Below are 16,816 nucleotides of genomic sequence, written 5' to 3'. Positions count from 1 at the left end.
AATTTAAAAGCCTTCAAGTCTTTGGATTTGAAGGCTTTTTAGTTCGAAGTATTTTGCTCATTTATATCCCTTTCTCTATTACAGGTTAATTATCAAATTGTTACCTGGTTCGAAATCCCCTTGTTAATATGTAATCTGTGCTTCTAAAAACAGGGACATGCCTACTCCTAAAAAAGCTAAACTCTTGGACCCGAAACACGAGCCACTTACGCCTGAGAAATTAAGGGAACTTTCAGGATTGGATTTGCCTGATGAACAGGCAGAAGAAACTATATTGTCCTTAAGACGATACGCCCATATTTTATTTAAACATGTTAATCTGCAAAAACAGACAGTAAAGAAAAATCAACCTGGCGATGATAAATAATTGCTTAAACCCATTATCAACATGTTGGTTCCTATTCTTCATAGCCATACTATCCAGAAAATTGAAGGTAGCATTCCTCTGGATCGGTAGTCCTTTATACTTTAGCTTTCTTCTTGAAAGAATGCCTACTGTAAGGTAAAAATGATGATCATCCTTATACGAAAAAGGCATATCACTCAGCCAAAATCTGATACTATGAGAGGGGTAGTCTAGAAAATTAATCGAAAAAAAAGTCAGCCACAGAATTTGCCCATTAAGCTTTCTACCAAAAAATGTTAGCAGAATCTTGCCAAATTGGTAGACCTCGATTTAGTTTAGTATAGTTCATGAATCTTGCGCATGGTTTCCGAAACTAGAATATACTATCCTATGTTGATTTGCGTTCTTAATCTGTTCATGCAAGTCCATTTCAGGTGTTATAAATATTTTTCCTTTCCTTTTTGGATTTGTGTCATTCAAAAAAGCAAGAAATTGAGTACTGTGGTGTTTAGAAATTGATTTTACTATGATTTCATACGGGGATAAATTCATCGTTTTAGCACCCAATCCAAGTGAAGTATCCTTTTCAACCGCAGATTTAATGTCTTCAATACTTATTCTAAGAAAATAGATCATATCATAAATAATTTGAACCAAGCCTACAATATTTTGTGGCAACAATTCTTTTGGCCAGGTTTCCAAGAGCCAATTTAATATGTCTTTCCAAGATTGAGTTTTCGGATCTATTGTTGCCAAATCCGATGAATGAGATATGGCATCTACTTGTTCAATTGATATTTCTGCATGCTCTAGCATTGCCTTAATTTGATAAGCAAGTCTAGCCTTTCCCCAGCTGATAGAGTCACCTTTGTATATTAAATCATGTGTAGCTATTGACCATGCGTGTTGCAGGAAAGTTTTAATTTGCACTTCAAAAATTACTTTATTCCATGGTTTTTCAGGATTAGAATCAGGGCTCTTGAGCCGCACATATAATCTTAAATCATCAAACATAAATGCATCAGGAAATTTGCTAGTTTGAGATGAGCTTTCAGGTCTTTGATATACAATATCACAGTGTTTTTCAATTAAACTTACCGCAGCAGATATCGATTTTTTATTTTCAACAACTAAAGTACATGCAAAAAAATCTTCCAAACCTTCCGGTTTAAATCTTCCAGTTGTCATTTTTTGGGCAAAGCTCTCTTCCTGCTTAATCCTACCCTTATAAAACCAATTATCGTGTTTATTATTGGTAATAAATTCCTTAACCCTTTCTTCAAGTTGGGAATTCACCTCCAATTGCTGTTTGTATAAACTTCGAAGTGAACTGGATATTTTCATATCATGCTTGTGATAGATAGTTCAATAAAATATCATGACGAGATTTCCTTTGTGGTTCTTCTGTATTTGCTCCTCTTGAGTCTTGAGCATATTTAAAAGGGGCCTCGTATAAATCTGAATTCTCTCCTTGTAGTAAGCTTTCTGGATTTGGCGATTTTAAGATTTCTGTTACTCTGCCCATAAACTCACTATATCGATTTGCCAGAATGTTAATATTAGACAATAAAGAATTATTGCTAACTAAAACACTCCATAAAGTAAAAAAGTGAGTAGAAGACTTAGCAAATTTTGTAATAGATTGATTCAAACGTTCAAATTCTAAAATGCTCTCTTTAATGTACTCAAATCGTTGAGAGAATTCTTCTTCGGAAAATTCTGGTAAATCTTCGCTTGGGGACTCATATTTTGCAAAATACTCTTCTATTGAGTCGTGATCAAATCCGATTGGAGTTCCATTGTTTAAAATTTGGATCATCAATTCGGCCATCAACTGTACATCCTTCATCCTTCTTGCACGTGCCGTAGTGGAAATCCCTAATTTTGTCCATTCGCTTTTCTTTGCCTCTTCTTCAGCTTTAGTTATAAACCAACCATCATATTTGGCATGTCTTAATTCCTGAGGTTCCAAATTCTTCGAAGTCCGATTATATCTACCGAATATTTCTTTTACCGTTGCAGCATCAACAACATCAAGCATTTCTACCGCAAACTGATAATTCCAGAAAATCTTCTTTTGCTCTGTTGTGAGTTGTCTCCATTTTTTCCCCGCCAGATTAGTATCAAAGTATTCATTTGGGATTATCAGCTTATTTTCGGAAAAATTAATAATAGTTTCTAAACGTTGCTTACCATCAACCACATGGAAAGTCGAAATTCCTTCATCCGAAATGGATTTATACAGAAAAACAGGCGGGCAAGGATATCCATTAAAAACTGTGTCTAGGAAATATTTCCTTTCTTTAGTTGTCCAAACACTCCTTCGTTGATATGGAGGAGATAAATCTAGCCTACCTCTCGTGTTTAAATCAAGAAACCATGTTACGTCTTGTGGCGCAATATTTCTAGCCATACATTTTAGCATTTTTATGTGAAAAGTAACTTTAGAATTTAGGGGATTATTGGAATATTCGAAACAACCTTAACAGTTAGGTGCCTGCATCGAATTTGGTTGTTAATCCACTCGTCAGTCTTATCGCTTTTAAGAGTTTTAAGAATTTTCCTACAATCAGCTAATTTTCCAGACTTAGGCTGTAGAACTATTAAATGATTGTCCACAAATACTGGATTTGAGTCATTTATAATTGTTGCTATTGCTCGATGAGAGTCACCGAGTCTTGAAGTTCTTTTTATTACAACAAACGGGCTGATGAATGCTAAACCTAAATGTTTTCTCTTGAATGTAATGCAATTTTCCTCTCCCCATCCTCTTAACCCCTTACTTACAACGTAACCTAAAAGTGGTCCTTTCTTTGGGTCTCTATAGTCTACAACTCGTCCAACACATATATTAAACATACTCGCGACCGTTTTTTGAGGAGCGTCATTACCAGGAAGGAATTCCTCAAAACCATTTGTGGCTCTTTTTCCCCTTTTGAGCATTTTTATAGCGAAAACATCAACATCTGCAAAATCATCAAATTTACCGAGTAGTTCTATTTTTTGTATTTCACATGTTTCATTGACCATTTTTCTCCATTTCGCATAGCGCGATCCACTTCGGAGAACATCGGGTAAAATGGCAATTATGCAAACTCCAGGATTTGTATTTTCTATTATTTTATCTATAAATAATGCTGCGTTTGAAACACTACCTCCTGCCCAGTTAAGCTCTCCATTATAAACTATTTTATTGAATGGAGGGTTTACAAAAATGTGTGTTGCTAATTTATAGTAGTTATTAAATTCTAATCCATTTCTAAGTGAAATTTTGTATTCGACGTCTTTCTTATTATTAACTTGTGGCTCACAAGTTAGCAGCACTTCCCTTATTTTAAGACGAAGCCGAGATGCATCAACAAATTCTTGATGAATATCAGTACCAAGCAATTGTTTCTTCAGCTTCAATGAGATTCCCGATTCAATTATAAATTCTGCTGCTGCTATGAGCAAATTCCCAGCTCCGCATGCCGGATCATAAACGAAGGAATTGGCATCAAATTCAGGCTGTAAAGCATTTAATACTTGAGTTGCAAGCTTGCTGTCAGTAAAAAATGCACCGTTCTCTTTTCTCGTTTGAAGGGGAACCAGCCTTCTTAACTCTGAACCAGCTAATCCATCTACACAGTGAAATGCCGTTTCCCTCCATTCGGAAGAAGGAGAGCTGATATCAAATTTCAATACTTCCTTTAGTGACTCTATAAAGGAACTATACTTTTCCATGAGAATTAGCTATATTTAGACATCATTTAATAAAAATAAATAGACAAATTTAACCTTTTGTTATAAAGATTTATCACATGATTTCAAGATAATGATTTTATTCGACTTTTGATATCAATGACCTAGTGGGCATATTCTAGTCACACTGAAAGGAAGCCCTACCTAGAGTCTGTCTATCGAATTTTCCATCAAAAAAATGTTGGTAGAACCCCAATTGATATACCTCGATTTAATATAAACTCTGTTTATATTATCGATTGTACGAAAATAGGCTTTAGAGTCTATTGTTACTTCCTCATTGTGAGGTTCTTTATTGAAGCACTTTGTGTAAAGCTAATATTCCACACATTGCCGACATTAAACTCCGTATCGACAAATTAATACCAAACTAGGATTAAGCAACCTTATTCGCTGACTATCAATCCATTAATTACCCTAACAATTTAAGCCTTGTTAGATATCCCAATGTCATATTTCTTCAAAAACTCCTTAATCTTACCTAAATCAGCCGCAAATCGGTTCGAAATCTGTAGCCTACTCTCCGCAGAATGCGACAAGTTATCACTAAGATGGCTTGTCGCATTTTCATTTTCGTCTATTACTGCAAGTCCATACTGTATTGAATTTTGTAGTAAATGAACTATTTCAAATATGCTTTCTTTGATGTTCGAAATGCTGAGAGAACAATTATGAAGATTGGTAACTATCTGATGCCTCTCTTCCTGAAACCGAGACTGGAATTTTTTGAAGGTTTCACCCGTCATTTCGCTCATTACGTAATACCTCTCTTCAATATTCTCAATCCTTCTGGCGCTTTAATTGTTTACCCCGATCTTTACTAGCTTCCTGGAAGTAATTTTCCAATTCATAGGCTATTGCTGGTAATAATAATGAAGGCGCTCAATATCAGTCTACAAGTTCCGCAAGCATTTAAGGAGGTATGCCGGGAAGGCATAAAATATATTTTAGTCTTTTAGCAGAAGCTTGAGTAAATTACGCATAATTTTAGACTTGAAATGATGTCCAATTTTGAAGCGTTTTTCGATTACATTCAAAAAATATCAGGCCAACTTCTATCAGAAGATGATAAGGATTTATTGACGACACATTTCAAAGCCAGGAAACTCCGAAAGCGGCAATATTTTTTACAGGAAGGGGACGTATGCAAGTATATTGGGTTTATTGTAAAAGGGTCCGCCAGGACCTTTACGGTAGATGAAAAAGGACATGAACATATACTGAAATTGTCCGTGGAAAATTGGTGGCTGACTGATTTTGAAAGCTTTTATCTATTAACGCCAAGCCGCTTTAATATTGAGGCACTGGAGGAATTGGAGATACTGCAATCAACCAACGCGGAAATTGAAGAGTTTCTTAAGAAGATTCCTGCCTTTTCAGCGATGTCGAACATAATCAGTCAAAACAACACCATTGCAGCCCAGAAAAGAATGCAGGCTATTAACTATTCGGCTGAAGAACGTTACGAGGAATTGGTCAGCAATTATCCTCATTTTCTGCAGCGGTTTCCGCAAAATATGATTGCTTCTTATCTTGGTTTATCTTCTGAAACTTTAAGCAGGATAAAGAAAAACGCTTTAAAGTAGACCCTTTGGCAATTTCAGGCTTCGCTATCATTACAAACAGGCCTGCTAAAATGAATCGCCCGGGCATATTCTCTCCCACCTGATATAAATGCATCCGACTGATCAATGTCTGGATTTGCAAAGGTAATTGTCTCCTGCTTCTGCCAGAGAGTCCAATTCGTTATTTGCGCATTTTGATCTCTAATCACTGCATTAAATGGGTGTTTTATAAGCAGTTACCATATTTTCTTGATTTAAGTCATCACTTCAACCTGACATTTATCGTGTGTATTTAATGATCTGTGTCAGCTGGCAGTTCGTTAAGATGCACCAATTTTGGAGTGTAATTCAGAACGGAAAAACCGTAGGACTTGAATATAATTAATAATAGAAATCATGAGTAAATTAGAAAACAAGGTAGCGGTAGTTACCGGTGCTTCCAAAGGAATAGGTGCAGCTATTGCCAAACATTTTGCTGCGGCAGGCGCAAAGGTTGTTGTAAATTATGCTTCCAGTAAAGAAGGAGCGGACAAAGTGGTTAAAGCGATAACCGATAATGGTGGCAGCGCCATTGCGGTAAAGGCCGATGTATCGAACGAAGCAGATGTGATCAGGTTGTTTAAAGAAACTGAGCATGCTTTCGGCACGCTGGATATTTTAGTAAATAACGCGGTATATCAGGGGTATGCGCCTATTGAACAAATTTCAGCAGACGAATTTCGTAAAAGTTTCAATGTAAATGTATTAGGGCCTATATTAACAATTCAGGCAGCGCTGAAACTTTTCGGCGATAAGGGCGGAAACATCATCAATATCAGTTCGGGTGCAAGTAAATACCCTCTTCAAAATGCCTCATTATACTCTTCAACTAAAGCGGCACTGGATGCCTTCACGATTGCTTTATCTAAGGAGTTAGGTATTAAAAACGTTCGTATCAATTCTATTTTGCCGGGCGCTACGGACACGGAAGGCGCAGCCAGCGCGGGCGTCACTGCCGGCAGTGAGTATGAAAAGATGTTTGTTGAAAAAACACCGCTTGGTCGTAGAGGCCAGCCCGCCGATATTGCGAAAGCAGCAGTATTTCTGGCTTCAGATGATGCAGCCTGGATCACCGGTGAGCAAATTTCCGTGTCGGGTGGTATGTACGGTTTTTAAAATCGTAATCCCCCAAAATGAAACTCAATATCATATAATACTTTTATTAAGAATAAAACTATGAAACTAATAGGTATCCTTGGAGCAGGGCATATCGGCAAAGCAGCAGCTACCCGATTTTTGGCCAATGATTTTCAGGTCCTGATCAGTAACAGTAAGGGACCTGAAACCCTTACCGATATTGTCTCACAACTGGGACCCGGCGCAAAAGCTGTAACAGCAGCTGAAGCTGCCGCAGCGGATATTATCCTGGTAGCAGTACCCTGGATTAAGGTCAAGGATCTTACTGAACTCACGGACTGGAACGGAAAGATCGTGATCGACGCCACCAATCGTCTGGAATCCGGTGCCGGAATTGAGGATGGCGGCCTGGCATCAACTGAAGTTGTGCAAAATTATTTACCGGGCGCGAAGGTCGTTAAAGCGATGAATACCCTCTCTGCCAAAATACTTGCCGCAGATCCGTTTGTTGGAAACGGAAAGAGGGTTCTTTTTATTTCCGGCGATGATAAAGATGCGAAGGCCATCGTGAGCGGAATTGTCAGTGAAATCGGCTTTGCGCCCATCGACCTCGGCACGCTTGCAGCCGGTGGCAGATTACAGCAGTTTAATTGGCCGTTAAGCAGTCAGAATTTTATTAAGCTTTAAGTGCACACGGGCTTTTCAGAACAGGAAATAGAAAATCAGTATCTTTCTTAAAATTGAAATTACGTCGCGGGATTTGAACGGATATTCAGTCACAGTTGGACTAATGTTTTTATCTAAATCATCCACAGAAAAGGTTTGAAAACTGTTCCTTGCAGCCCGCAAAAAAGCGGCAACGTTTAGCAAAATATTAAAGGTCTTCAGATGGATAATCTGGAGGCCTTTTTTGTTTTGAGATCGGATTATTATGGACTATGGCCGGGATGCGGCAAGGTCTATTTCACCGGTGTCGTTCAGCAAATTATTTAAGAAAGTAACCAGTCAAACCCCCTTTGCAATACAGGCAATGCCTGTTATATTTTCCATTATTTTTTCTGATCCGGGGGTAGTTGACGGCCGCTATCTATCTTACTTAATTTTTTTTCCTGCCCGCGGAAAATCTCAACGAAACTTATGCTAATGCGTGTGTTTTTTTTAATAAGGTCCGGATGATGTTAATGCCTTTTCATCCCAAATACTTCCGCTTACGTAACATTTGCATAGACCATCTGACTCATTCGCGTAATTTTAAGGAAATCCCGGACACATCGATCCAGCAAATACTTAGCAAAACTCCTTCAATAAGATGATTAGAATAAAGTATGCCCTATTGTTACTATCGCTGATAATCTGTACTTCACCAGGTATTGTTGCTGCACAAAGCCTTGACGCGAAGATGGATAGTTTGATCCTAACCCTGTTCAATGATAAAGATGGTCCTGGTGGTGTATTCATGGTTGCTCAAAACGGGAAAGCAATTTATCAGAAAGCGGTAGGCAAAGCTAACCTGGAGTCGGATGTGAACCTGACTCCTGAAAATGTATTCCAGTTAGGCTCCATGACAAAGCAATTTACTGCTATAGCTATACTAATGCTGGAAGAGCAGGGTAAATTAAATGTAAAGGATCCCATCTCCAAATACATAACAGATTACCCTGCAGGAAATAAAATAACGATACATCATTTGCTGACGCATACTTCAGGGATCAAAGATTTTACCAGCATGAAATCTCTTTCAACGATTGCGCAAAAGGATATGAGTCCTGAAATGATGGTTGGCTTTTTTAAAAATGAACCGGCAGATTTTGCACCGGGCGAGAAGTTTGAATACAATAATTCGGGTTACGTGTTGTTGGGATATATTATAGAATTGGTTTCGGGAGAGACATATAAAGATTTTATCCAAAAATATATTTTTGATAAGGTAGGAATGAGTCAATCTTACTATTGCAGCGACAAACAAGTTATCCCGAAAAGAGCCTACGGATACCATAAGAAAGCATACGGGTATGTAAATAAAACGATGATCAGTTTTAGTGTTCCTTTTTCATCGGGTTCGTTGATGTCAACCACCGGTGATATGCTGAAGTGGCAGAATGCTTTAAACCAACATCTGCTGCTCAATGCGGAAGAAACAAAAAAAGCATTTACCAGGTATAAATTAGATAATGGAGAAGAATTTACCTATGGATATGGCTGGCACCTCAGAGAGATAAAAGGTATGCCAGACAGAGAGCATGGTGGTAGTATATTTGGATTTAAAACAATGGCAATCTATATCCCCGGGGAAGATATTTATGTGATAGGAATGAGTAACTGCGATTGTAATTCTCCAACGAAAATAACCGGAGATATAGCGGCATTGGTGTTGGATGAGTTATGGAAACGCAAGCGATAGAGGCGGTGCTCATTGCTAACAGATTGGAATTAACTGGTATATAATAGGAAATACTACGTGTTGAGATAATACTTCTTGGATACTTCCCGGATACTTCTCAGATACTTAGGACTCGTCTATGTGTCGTATTCCCTATATAGTCCCCATACAGTCCCTATACAGTCCCTATACTGTTCCCATACACTCACCATACACTCACCATACACTCATGATACACTTCCCATACACTCCCTATACACTATGCCCCCTGAAAAAGCGCTCCGAAGTTATCAAGTTGCGGGTAATTACTCCTTCGCAGATTTGGTAAAGTAATCGGGCGGATACATCTTTTGTCCATACTTTTCAGCAAGATCTTGCATTTTTTTCTTCATAGCATCGTCTATTACCGGTGGTGGCAAAAACTCGCCTTCGGCAACGGGTACTCCAAGTTCCAGGAACATTTCTTCAAGGCCGGAAGGGACTACTACGCACAGCAACTTCGCCATGTTGCCGGACTTGTTCTTGAAACCATGCACAATACCACCCTTGGGGATTACAATATATGCGCCTTGCCCTGCGGTATAGATACCGTCTTCCGACTGCACTTCCACCTCACCTTCCACTACATAAAAAGATTCCTGGAAACCGGCATGGGCATGAGGACCAGGGCCACCGCCCGGTGGCACCAGCATTTCGATGGTGGCGAACTCACTATCCGTTTCTTTCCCGGATATAAGTATGCGGTAGTTGCCGCCAGCCACAGAAAGGCTTTGTCCCTGGTGGGCGCCTGAGGTGATCACGGGTTTCTTTGCTGTTTCCATTTTTGCAGTTTGAAGATGATTACCTGAATTTACAAAATAAAGCATGGTATACTAACTTCAAATATTTATAATTTATACCCTTTAGGGTATAAAAATCACTTCATTCCCCAAATTATACCCTAAAGGGTATAACAAATAATGAAGCAATCCGTACAACACGCTTAACCCGATCAGGTATAAGATATTCATCCTGAACTTCAACATGAACACCAGCGAAACGGATATCCATACCGGCGCCAGGATATCCGGATGGCTGAATAAAACGCCACCCGGGAAAGATGTGACTTTCCCGAGATATAAAGTAAGGTTCAGTATCACTCCCACTCTGCGGCGGTAATTAACCCAGGAATGCCTTCGATGATTTCGATGCCGTGCGTTTTCTCAATCAGCGGGGCGCCGGCGAAAATCATCAGGAAACAGGGCAAAAAGGTAAAATAAGTGGTAGCGAGTAGTCCGGCTGCACCCATCCATAAAGAGCCGCCAAAATGGTTATAACCGGCCATAAAACCCACAAATGATAATACGATGATGAGCGGGCCGGGTGTTGTTTCCGCCAGTGCAAATCCATCGATCATCTGCAATTTACTGAGCCAGTGCAGTTTGGTAACGCTGTATTGCGCTACATAAGGCAGCACGGTATAAGAGCCGCCTACCGTTACAAATGCGGTTTGTGTAAAGAATAGCCTCATGTTTTTCCAGAAAGTAAAGTCGCTGCGGCGAAATCTATCTCCATTAACCTGCTGAATATAATCTTTTAGGAATCGCAATAGGCGTAGTGTAATGTAGTGTGGTGGGGCGTTTTGAGAGATTTTCATTTTTTTGCTAAAAAAAATTTGTTTTTATGTTAAACATTTTCCTACATTTGCACTCCGCAATTGAAGCAAAGGTATGGCCACAAGGGCAACCGTTGATGCTGAAGAAGCGGACTAAGAAGGGATTTCGGGGCGTAGCGTAGCCCGGTATCGCGCCTGCTTTGGGAGCAGGAGGTCGCAGGTTCGAATCCTGCCGCCCCGACTTAGAAAACTAAAAGCCTCACAGTATACTGTGAGGCTTTTTAATTGTTTGTATATGCCCCACTATGTTTACATACTTCAAAGCGAAACAACAAAGCAATATTATGTAGGAGAATCGGTGGACGTTGCAGCACGGCTCCTTAAACATAATGCAAAATCCACCACAAGTACAAAGACACGGGGTTCCTCTTCTTTGTACCTGGCAATGAAAATTTTGCCACAATAAACAGGGTTATGGATAGCAAAATTTTTTAGCATCAAAGAATAATTCGTATTTTATCTTATCAATACAATTGAAGGCTTAGAACCTAAAGAACAGTTTTACTACCAAAACTACTCCCCTTTCTATAAACAACGTATGGAAACAATAATCATCGCAGAACGCAAGGGAAAATATGTAGCAGATTTGATCATTTTTGCCATATTATTGACAGGAGCGTTGGTTTCTCTAATTTCAGATTCACCACCACTACTACCCATGCTTTTTCTAGTCTCATTAATCATTCCTTTAATTGGAATAGTGAAATATTTATGGGATGTGCCATCAAAAATGGAACTATCAAAAGATGAGCTGGTCATATACTATGGCAGAAGCATTTTAGAAGATGTAGCTTCTGGAGGCAGCTTTACTTTTCCAACAATTGTAAAACTTAAATGGGAAAACATCTCCAACTTCGATATAGAATCCTTTACGTACCACATTCGAGATAATGGCGGTGACAGGGGAGCCATCACAACGAACTATAAGTATCTTATCATAACCGGTAATAATATAGACAACCTGGATCCAATTACCAACCAGAGATATACAGTCGTGTTAAATCACTTTGAAAAGACACCTGAAGAAATTCTGGCTATTTGTAAACAATTTCAAAAGGAATGTTCTTGTTACAATAACTAATACGATTATGAGCCTCCATTTTGTGCAGGAACAGGTTAAGGACTTCTTTTATTTAAAGGAAGAAATTGAGCATGAAATTGCTGGCGAAAAAAAAGAAGATACTGATTAGCTGATAGGATAGGGGCCATCCGTAAAGCTCTCTGCATGGTATCCTTTTGAGCCGGTTAATTGGGCAAGCGGGCTGCGTAAACTTCCTCCTGTGTTTATACGTGCTACTACGTAAGCGAAATCATATGCAGGTTCCCAACCCAGGTCTTTCCTCGCTTTCTCATTTACATATACCCGGTCTATGCTTTGGTGCATTTTCCATCCGCGATGGCTATACGCTGTTGCATAAGCTGGTACGGTGCGCAGTACTACCCCGGGCGCATTGCGGCGCAGGTCATGCAGATCTGCCGGGCGGAACGGTGTAGTAGCGCTGATGATATAAACGCCCCATCCGATGGAGGAAGCCTTTTCTGCCGCCAGCAAATGTGCGTTTACCGCGTCTTCCAACTCTACCCTGCGAAACAGAAACTCGTTGGCCTTCAGGTTCTCGTCCTGAAAGGTTTCCCGCATATGTTTGTCGTCGTCTTTTTCAGGAAAGAAACGGGAAGTGCGAAGTACTATGCAGGGCAGGCCGAAATTTCTGTAGAAGAGCTGGCAAAGGTCTTCCGCTGCTTTTTTGGTGACCCCGTAAATATTCTTGGGCTGTGGCTGCACTTCCTCCGTAATCCAGGCAGCAGGCGCTCCGGGAGGCGGCACTAATGCATCCCCAAAAACACTGGTCGTGCTGGTGAAAACAAAACGCTGCACGCCAGCAGCCACTGCTTCCTGCAGGAGGTTAAGTGTGCCGGTAATATTGGTATCTACGAATTGCTGCATAGTATGCGTGGCCACATGGGGCTTATGCAGCGTGGCTGCATGTAAAACGGTGGTTACCCCTTTCATACAATCTCTGACGAAGGAGCGGTCCGTAATGGAGCCTACATTAGTAGTAAATGCAGACGGCTGGATATCCAACCCGATTACTTCAGTAGAATGTTGTCTTAATGTGCGTACCAGCGCCTCTCCAAGATGCCCGGCGCTGCCAGTTACCAAAACTTTCATGTTCTCTATTTTTATAGGAATGCTACAAAATCGGAAAAAAATCCCGCTCCGGGCAGGACAATTGTCCCGCCAGTATTCCCTGAAAATACAAGAACTGCATCCCTTCCCGGGCTCCTGCATAACCTGCATAATATGTATGCTCCGTGCGCTGTTACCGCCGATGCAGGGCTTTTTTATTTGCAATTCACGGTTAAGGAAAACTCTAAACAGTGAAGTATTCAATTGTTTGTAAGATGTATCACTTTGTTAAATAAGATCAGTTTTGGGCGGGAAGATTCTTTTTAAGTGTTAATCTCAAGCTTATACCCTTTGCCGCGTATAACAACAATTTTGGTATTCGGATCGAATTCCAGTTTTTTTCTAAGTTTTGATATGAACATATCCAGACTGCGCCCCACAATAACACCTTCATCTTCCCATATCTCTTTTTGCAGCCGGCTTCTTTCTATAGTCTCGTTAGGAGACATTGCGAAAATGAGCAGTACACGGGTTTCAGTTCCGGTTAGCTCTATTGTCTTTTCATTTATTATCAGCTGCTGCTTCTCTGCATCGAACAACACCGAGCCCAAAGTAAATATCCTGGCATCCTGACTCTTAGGTAAGGCTCTCCGTGGCTTAGGCTTAACAGATCTCAAAAAAACAAAACCAGCAAATGCTAAAAATGGCAGGCTGCCCAGAAGATATACATTCTTCGCAGTATTTATACCCGCCGGTTTGAATTTAACATTGATCATGTAACATGCTTTGGGTTGCTCTCTGCCCCTGCATGCTATAATGTCATCTTTTGTGTTTTTGGATATAGCGTAGCCATAGGCTACACTGGAGTTACTACAATTCAGAACGTTAACAACATAGTCACGTGCGAGCGGGTCTTTGGCCAACAAGCGGCGGGTAGTATTCACCAGGGAGTCTGGTCGAAAGGTGAAATCCTTCTCAAACCTGATCTGGTATTCATTTTCAGCGATCTTTTTTACCGGGAGCACTCTTGATGTACTGTCGCCCGACTGTAAGAGTACTTCATGTCCGATCCTGCGGAGCAAAACTTCCCTCCTGGCGATATCAAAGTCGTCACCGCCGCTCATACTGAAAGCCACGAAAATTACCGTGATAAGCGAGAGTAATATAAATCCGAACAGGTATCTGCGTTTTCCGGACAGGAGGTTTCGGATGTCAGGCATAAGATTGAAATTTATTTACAAGTTTACATTTCTATTTACAATCCTGATTACTAAGGTAGAAAGATATCAAAGTAATTTCACTGAATCAACTTTGATATGACATGAAAGACAAAAAAAGTTCTGTACAACCTGATTATCCTGCCGGTGGCACGCCCCGACTTAGACAAGAGCCTTACAGTTTACTGTAAGGCTCTTGTCTGTACCTATCATAAATCAGCTACTCTACTTTAATAATAGTTGCCTGTCGCGCTACCATCTGCCAGCCATTTTTCCCTGTCATCCAGATGTTCGTGTAGCGTCTTGTAACAGTTTTACCAGCATGATCGCTTGCTCCCTGGGGTTTAATAACTTCATAGCCCATTACAATGGCGATGTTTTCAGTAAAAGTTATTTTTTCAATAACTCTTTCAAAGGACGCATAATTGAGTTTGCCGGCTCTTAAACTGGTCTTTGCAGTCTCAACAGTTCCTACCCTGTTTGCCGGTGTATTTATCACTATGTTGGGCGACCAGAACTTATTGAACAACGCAGCGGTATCGCCTTTTAATACAGCTTCCCGCTCAAGGTTATCCAGGCTCTTTATGACTGCTTCATCGGTTTGCCGGGCTAAGGCAATATTGAATGTCAACGCAGAAAGAAGTATTACTACGAATACGTGGTATGCTATCTGTTTCATATTTGGGGATTTAAAAGTGAAAGAGACAGTCTGATGTAGCTATTGGGGAAATCTATCTAACCTAAAATTAAATAAAATTATTCACATAGCTCATCACGTACGCTGAAACGCTATTACCTTCCCCGACCACCGTATTTACAGCATTATTTCAAACAGGCTGGAGGTGCCTTCTTTGTAATGCGCAGGTAATTCGTTACTTGCCACCGGCGCTACGATGCCCAGATAATTAAAGCCACAGCTTACATAATAGTTATTCAGCTTATCATTGCCGCTGCCGGTATCCATCCTGATATAGTTTTTCCCGATACTTACTGCATATTCCCTGGCCCATTGTACAATATGCTTTACATAGCCGTTGCCTCTGAAATCCGGGTGGGTGGCGATACGGTGAATATAAATGGCCGGGTCTTTATCCTTTTCTTTCCAGATAAACGGATCCTGGAACGTAATAGAAAAGATGCAGGCAATCCGGTCATCTTCCAGTATTTTCCACAATCTTTTTTCGCGGATATCTGTTTCAATCAATGCCCGGTCAAACCCCTTCCAGTGTTTCTGTGCTATTTTCTTTTGAAGTTGCGTGCCGGCTTCGTAAAGATTAAAAATAACATCGATATCTTCCGGTGTGCTGTTAATTATCTGCATCATAGAACAAATATTGAGACCGTAAAATTCAGCTATAAAATGTAAATAAAACAGATTCAGTTTTGTTTATTTTAACCATATCAGATTTGTTATTGTGCTTAGCAGTGGTGAGTCTGTGAAATATATCTATCTTTATAGAATAACTAAGAACCGCTGATGAAGCTAACAATATCAGGCTACTCTACTGCCTTGTTTTCTACCTGGTACTTCCTCGAAGAACTGGGTATTTTAATGGATGCAGGAGATGGATTAACGGCAGCGCTTTTGCAAAAAAGCAGGAAGATTAATTATGTATTCATTTCTCATGCAGACAGGGATCATTTAACCGGCCTGTTGCAACTGAACCAGCTGAATGCGCGCGCAGGATTGCCGGTGATCTGTTATCCCAGGGACAGCAGTTCTTTTCCGGCGATGGAAGAATTTTCAAAAAGATTTGATCCTCATATTGCAGGTACCCAATGGCGGGCAGTGGCGCCGGGTGATGAAATATGGGTGAAAGACGATATAGTGGTTATTCCTGTGCGTAATGAACATGTGACTACCGGTGAGCATATCATCCGGAGCCTGAGCTATAAGGTAATGCAGGTGAAACAGAAAGTGAAGCCTGAACTCGCCGCGCTACCACCGGAAACGATCCGGCAAATCATTATGGATCAGGGAAAAGAAAGTACCACCATAGAGGTAAGAACCAACCTGGTGGGTTATTCCGGCGATACGCCTGTGCAGGACCTGGAACGCTGGGACGGATCTGATATCCTGATCCATGAAGCCACTTTTTTAGCCAGCGAGGGAGATATGAAGATAGTAGCCCACAAAAATAAGCACAGTAAGCTGGAAGAGGTAATGGATATGGTAAGCCGTATCCGCGTTAAACAGCTGATCCTGGGGCATTTCTCCTCAAGGTACAGTGCAGAACTCATCGACCGGAGCATTAAACAACTGTGCGATAAATACGGCATCAGTATCCCCGTTTTCCGTTTGTTACCCGGACTAACGGTAAGGGATATACTTTCCGGCACACCGGTCAATAAATAAAGATTCCTGCTGTTTTTTTTCAGAAGGATTTGTTTTTGTGGATATTTATTTCCTACATTTGCATCCCGCTACACAGCATCGGAGACGGGGCGTAGCGTAGCCCGGTATCGCGCCTGCTTTGGGAGCAGGAGGTCGCAGGTTCGAATCCTGCCGCCCCGACTGATTATAAAACCCGCTTTAATAGCGGGTTTTATCTTTTTAGATAACTCCCGCACTCTCTGCGAATAGTAAATCTTGGATCAAGTTGAAAAGTTGGGGGATTGTGTAAATTTAGGCATAGAGTTTAGTTAATCTGTAAAGAAAGAATTCTACA

Annotated in this window: 17 protein-coding genes and 2 tRNA genes; 10 read left to right on the top strand and 9 right to left on the bottom strand. The window is 40.5% G+C overall.

Going from position 1 to position 16,816, the window contains the following annotated elements; genetic code table 11:
- Positions 1-157: 157 nt before the first annotated feature.
- A complete protein-coding gene (locus V7S65_RS19035) occupies positions 158-367 on the top strand; it encodes a hypothetical protein (protein WP_336387898.1) in 210 nt (69 codons plus the stop codon).
- 324 nt (positions 368-691) lie between these two features.
- On the opposite strand, the gene V7S65_RS19030 is transcribed toward V7S65_RS19035, so the two are convergent.
- The 3 genes from V7S65_RS19030 to V7S65_RS19020 are packed head-to-tail and all read right to left on the bottom strand — an operon-like array spanning position 692 to position 4,069.
- Positions 692-1,642, bottom strand: coding sequence for a hypothetical protein (locus V7S65_RS19030; RefSeq protein WP_336387899.1), 951 nt, complete (start codon positions 1,640-1,642; stop codon positions 692-694).
- A gap of 49 nt (positions 1,643-1,691) precedes the next feature.
- On the bottom strand, positions 1,692-2,759 hold the full coding sequence (locus tag V7S65_RS19025) for a DUF262 domain-containing protein (protein WP_336387900.1): 1,068 nt from the start codon (positions 2,757-2,759) through the stop codon (positions 1,692-1,694).
- Between the two features lie 38 nt (positions 2,760-2,797).
- On the bottom strand, positions 2,798-4,069 hold the full coding sequence (locus V7S65_RS19020) for an N-6 DNA methylase (protein ID WP_336387901.1): 1,272 nt from the start codon (positions 4,067-4,069) through the stop codon (positions 2,798-2,800).
- 1,016 nt (positions 4,070-5,085) lie between these two features.
- Here V7S65_RS19020 and V7S65_RS19015 point away from each other — a divergent pair.
- The 4 genes from V7S65_RS19015 (at position 5,086) to V7S65_RS19000 (ending at position 9,169) form a co-directional block, all read left to right on the top strand.
- A complete protein-coding gene (locus V7S65_RS19015; protein ID WP_336387902.1) occupies positions 5,086-5,673 on the top strand; it encodes a Crp/Fnr family transcriptional regulator in 588 nt (195 codons plus the stop codon).
- 375 nt (positions 5,674-6,048) lie between these two features.
- Positions 6,049-6,807: an SDR family NAD(P)-dependent oxidoreductase gene (locus V7S65_RS19010; protein WP_336387903.1), complete on the top strand. Its 759-nt coding sequence runs from the start codon at positions 6,049-6,051 to the stop codon at positions 6,805-6,807.
- A 60-nt stretch (positions 6,808-6,867) separates the two neighbouring features.
- Entirely contained in the window at positions 6,868-7,455 is a 588-nt protein-coding gene (locus V7S65_RS19005) for an NADPH-dependent F420 reductase (RefSeq protein ID WP_336387904.1), read from the top strand.
- Between the two features lie 622 nt (positions 7,456-8,077).
- Entirely contained in the window at positions 8,078-9,169 is a 1,092-nt protein-coding gene (locus tag V7S65_RS19000; RefSeq protein WP_336387905.1) for a serine hydrolase domain-containing protein, read from the top strand.
- Between the two features lie 284 nt (positions 9,170-9,453).
- On the opposite strand, the gene V7S65_RS18995 is transcribed toward V7S65_RS19000, so the two are convergent.
- Together V7S65_RS18995 and V7S65_RS18990 are read right to left on the bottom strand one after the other, a co-directional pair.
- Positions 9,454-9,969 carry a cupin domain-containing protein gene (locus tag V7S65_RS18995; RefSeq protein WP_336387906.1) on the bottom strand — a complete coding sequence of 172 codons (516 nt, stop codon included), beginning with the start codon at positions 9,967-9,969 and terminating at the stop codon, positions 9,454-9,456.
- Between the two features lie 314 nt (positions 9,970-10,283).
- On the bottom strand, positions 10,284-10,658 hold the full coding sequence (locus V7S65_RS18990) for a chromate transporter (RefSeq protein ID WP_336387907.1): 375 nt from the start codon (positions 10,656-10,658) through the stop codon (positions 10,284-10,286).
- A gap of 251 nt (positions 10,659-10,909) precedes the next feature.
- On the opposite strand from V7S65_RS18990, the gene V7S65_RS18985 reads away from it, so the two are divergent.
- From V7S65_RS18985 to V7S65_RS18980, 3 genes are all read left to right on the top strand, one after another.
- Positions 10,910-10,983, top strand: a tRNA-Pro gene (locus V7S65_RS18985).
- A 54-nt stretch (positions 10,984-11,037) separates the two neighbouring features.
- A complete protein-coding gene (locus tag V7S65_RS32250) occupies positions 11,038-11,208 on the top strand; it encodes a GIY-YIG nuclease family protein (protein WP_407934864.1) in 171 nt (56 codons plus the stop codon).
- 132 nt (positions 11,209-11,340) lie between these two features.
- Positions 11,341-11,883, top strand: a complete 543-nt coding sequence (locus tag V7S65_RS18980; protein WP_336387908.1) for a hypothetical protein — start codon at positions 11,341-11,343, stop codon at positions 11,881-11,883.
- A gap of 105 nt (positions 11,884-11,988) precedes the next feature.
- Here V7S65_RS18980 and V7S65_RS18975 read toward each other — a convergent pair whose 3' ends face one another.
- The 4 genes from V7S65_RS18975 to V7S65_RS18960 form a co-directional block, all read right to left on the bottom strand.
- Complete coding sequence (locus V7S65_RS18975) at positions 11,989-12,972, bottom strand: NAD-dependent epimerase/dehydratase family protein (protein WP_111576925.1); 984 nt, start codon at positions 12,970-12,972, stop codon at positions 11,989-11,991.
- Between the two features lie 281 nt (positions 12,973-13,253).
- Positions 13,254-14,150, bottom strand: a complete 897-nt coding sequence (locus V7S65_RS18970) for a winged helix-turn-helix domain-containing protein (RefSeq protein ID WP_336387909.1) — start codon at positions 14,148-14,150, stop codon at positions 13,254-13,256.
- Between the two features lie 217 nt (positions 14,151-14,367).
- Positions 14,368-14,826, bottom strand: coding sequence for a nuclear transport factor 2 family protein (locus tag V7S65_RS18965; protein WP_336387910.1), 459 nt, complete (start codon positions 14,824-14,826; stop codon positions 14,368-14,370).
- 135 nt (positions 14,827-14,961) lie between these two features.
- Positions 14,962-15,471, bottom strand: a complete 510-nt coding sequence (locus tag V7S65_RS18960; protein WP_336387911.1) for a GNAT family N-acetyltransferase — start codon at positions 15,469-15,471, stop codon at positions 14,962-14,964.
- A gap of 153 nt (positions 15,472-15,624) precedes the next feature.
- Here V7S65_RS18960 and V7S65_RS18955 point away from each other — a divergent pair, with 153 nt between their 5' ends.
- A complete protein-coding gene (locus tag V7S65_RS18955) occupies positions 15,625-16,503 on the top strand; it encodes an MBL fold metallo-hydrolase (protein WP_336387912.1) in 879 nt (292 codons plus the stop codon).
- 85 nt (positions 16,504-16,588) lie between these two features.
- A tRNA-Pro gene (locus V7S65_RS18950) sits at positions 16,589-16,662 on the top strand.
- The last annotated feature ends 154 nt before the right edge of the window (positions 16,663-16,816 follow it).

This window comes from Chitinophaga sp. CCNWYY40, assembly GCF_037483205.1.
GTDB classification, from domain to species: Bacteria; Bacteroidota; Bacteroidia; order Chitinophagales; family Chitinophagaceae; genus Chitinophaga; species Chitinophaga ginsengisegetis.
Note: the sequence above shows the minus strand (reverse complement) of the source record. Positions and strands in the feature narration are given on the sequence as shown.

Coding starts and splice junctions, on each gene's coding strand:
- V7S65_RS19035 (WP_336387898.1), top strand. CDS start 158: ATGCCTACTCCTAAAAAAGCTAAACTCTTGGACCCGAAACACGAGCCA.
- V7S65_RS19025 (WP_336387900.1), bottom strand. CDS start 2,759: ATGGCTAGAAATATTGCGCCACAAGACGTAACATGGTTTCTTGATTTA.
- V7S65_RS19020 (WP_336387901.1), bottom strand. CDS start 4,069: ATGGAAAAGTATAGTTCCTTTATAGAGTCACTAAAGGAAGTATTGAAA.
- V7S65_RS19015 (WP_336387902.1), top strand. CDS start 5,086: ATGATGTCCAATTTTGAAGCGTTTTTCGATTACATTCAAAAAATATCA.
- V7S65_RS19010 (WP_336387903.1), top strand. CDS start 6,049: ATGAGTAAATTAGAAAACAAGGTAGCGGTAGTTACCGGTGCTTCCAAA.
- V7S65_RS19005 (WP_336387904.1), top strand. CDS start 6,868: ATGAAACTAATAGGTATCCTTGGAGCAGGGCATATCGGCAAAGCAGCA.
- V7S65_RS19000 (WP_336387905.1), top strand. CDS start 8,078: ATGATTAGAATAAAGTATGCCCTATTGTTACTATCGCTGATAATCTGT.
- V7S65_RS18995 (WP_336387906.1), bottom strand. CDS start 9,969: ATGGAAACAGCAAAGAAACCCGTGATCACCTCAGGCGCCCACCAGGGA.
- V7S65_RS18990 (WP_336387907.1), bottom strand. CDS start 10,658: ATGAGGCTATTCTTTACACAAACCGCATTTGTAACGGTAGGCGGCTCT.
- V7S65_RS32250 (WP_407934864.1), top strand. CDS start 11,038: ATGCCCCACTATGTTTACATACTTCAAAGCGAAACAACAAAGCAATAT.
- V7S65_RS18980 (WP_336387908.1), top strand. CDS start 11,341: ATGGAAACAATAATCATCGCAGAACGCAAGGGAAAATATGTAGCAGAT.
- V7S65_RS18975 (WP_111576925.1), bottom strand. CDS start 12,972: ATGAAAGTTTTGGTAACTGGCAGCGCCGGGCATCTTGGAGAGGCGCTG.
- V7S65_RS18970 (WP_336387909.1), bottom strand. CDS start 14,150: ATGCCTGACATCCGAAACCTCCTGTCCGGAAAACGCAGATACCTGTTC.
- V7S65_RS18965 (WP_336387910.1), bottom strand. CDS start 14,826: ATGAAACAGATAGCATACCACGTATTCGTAGTAATACTTCTTTCTGCG.
- V7S65_RS18960 (WP_336387911.1), bottom strand. CDS start 15,471: ATGATGCAGATAATTAACAGCACACCGGAAGATATCGATGTTATTTTT.
- V7S65_RS18955 (WP_336387912.1), top strand. CDS start 15,625: ATGAAGCTAACAATATCAGGCTACTCTACTGCCTTGTTTTCTACCTGG.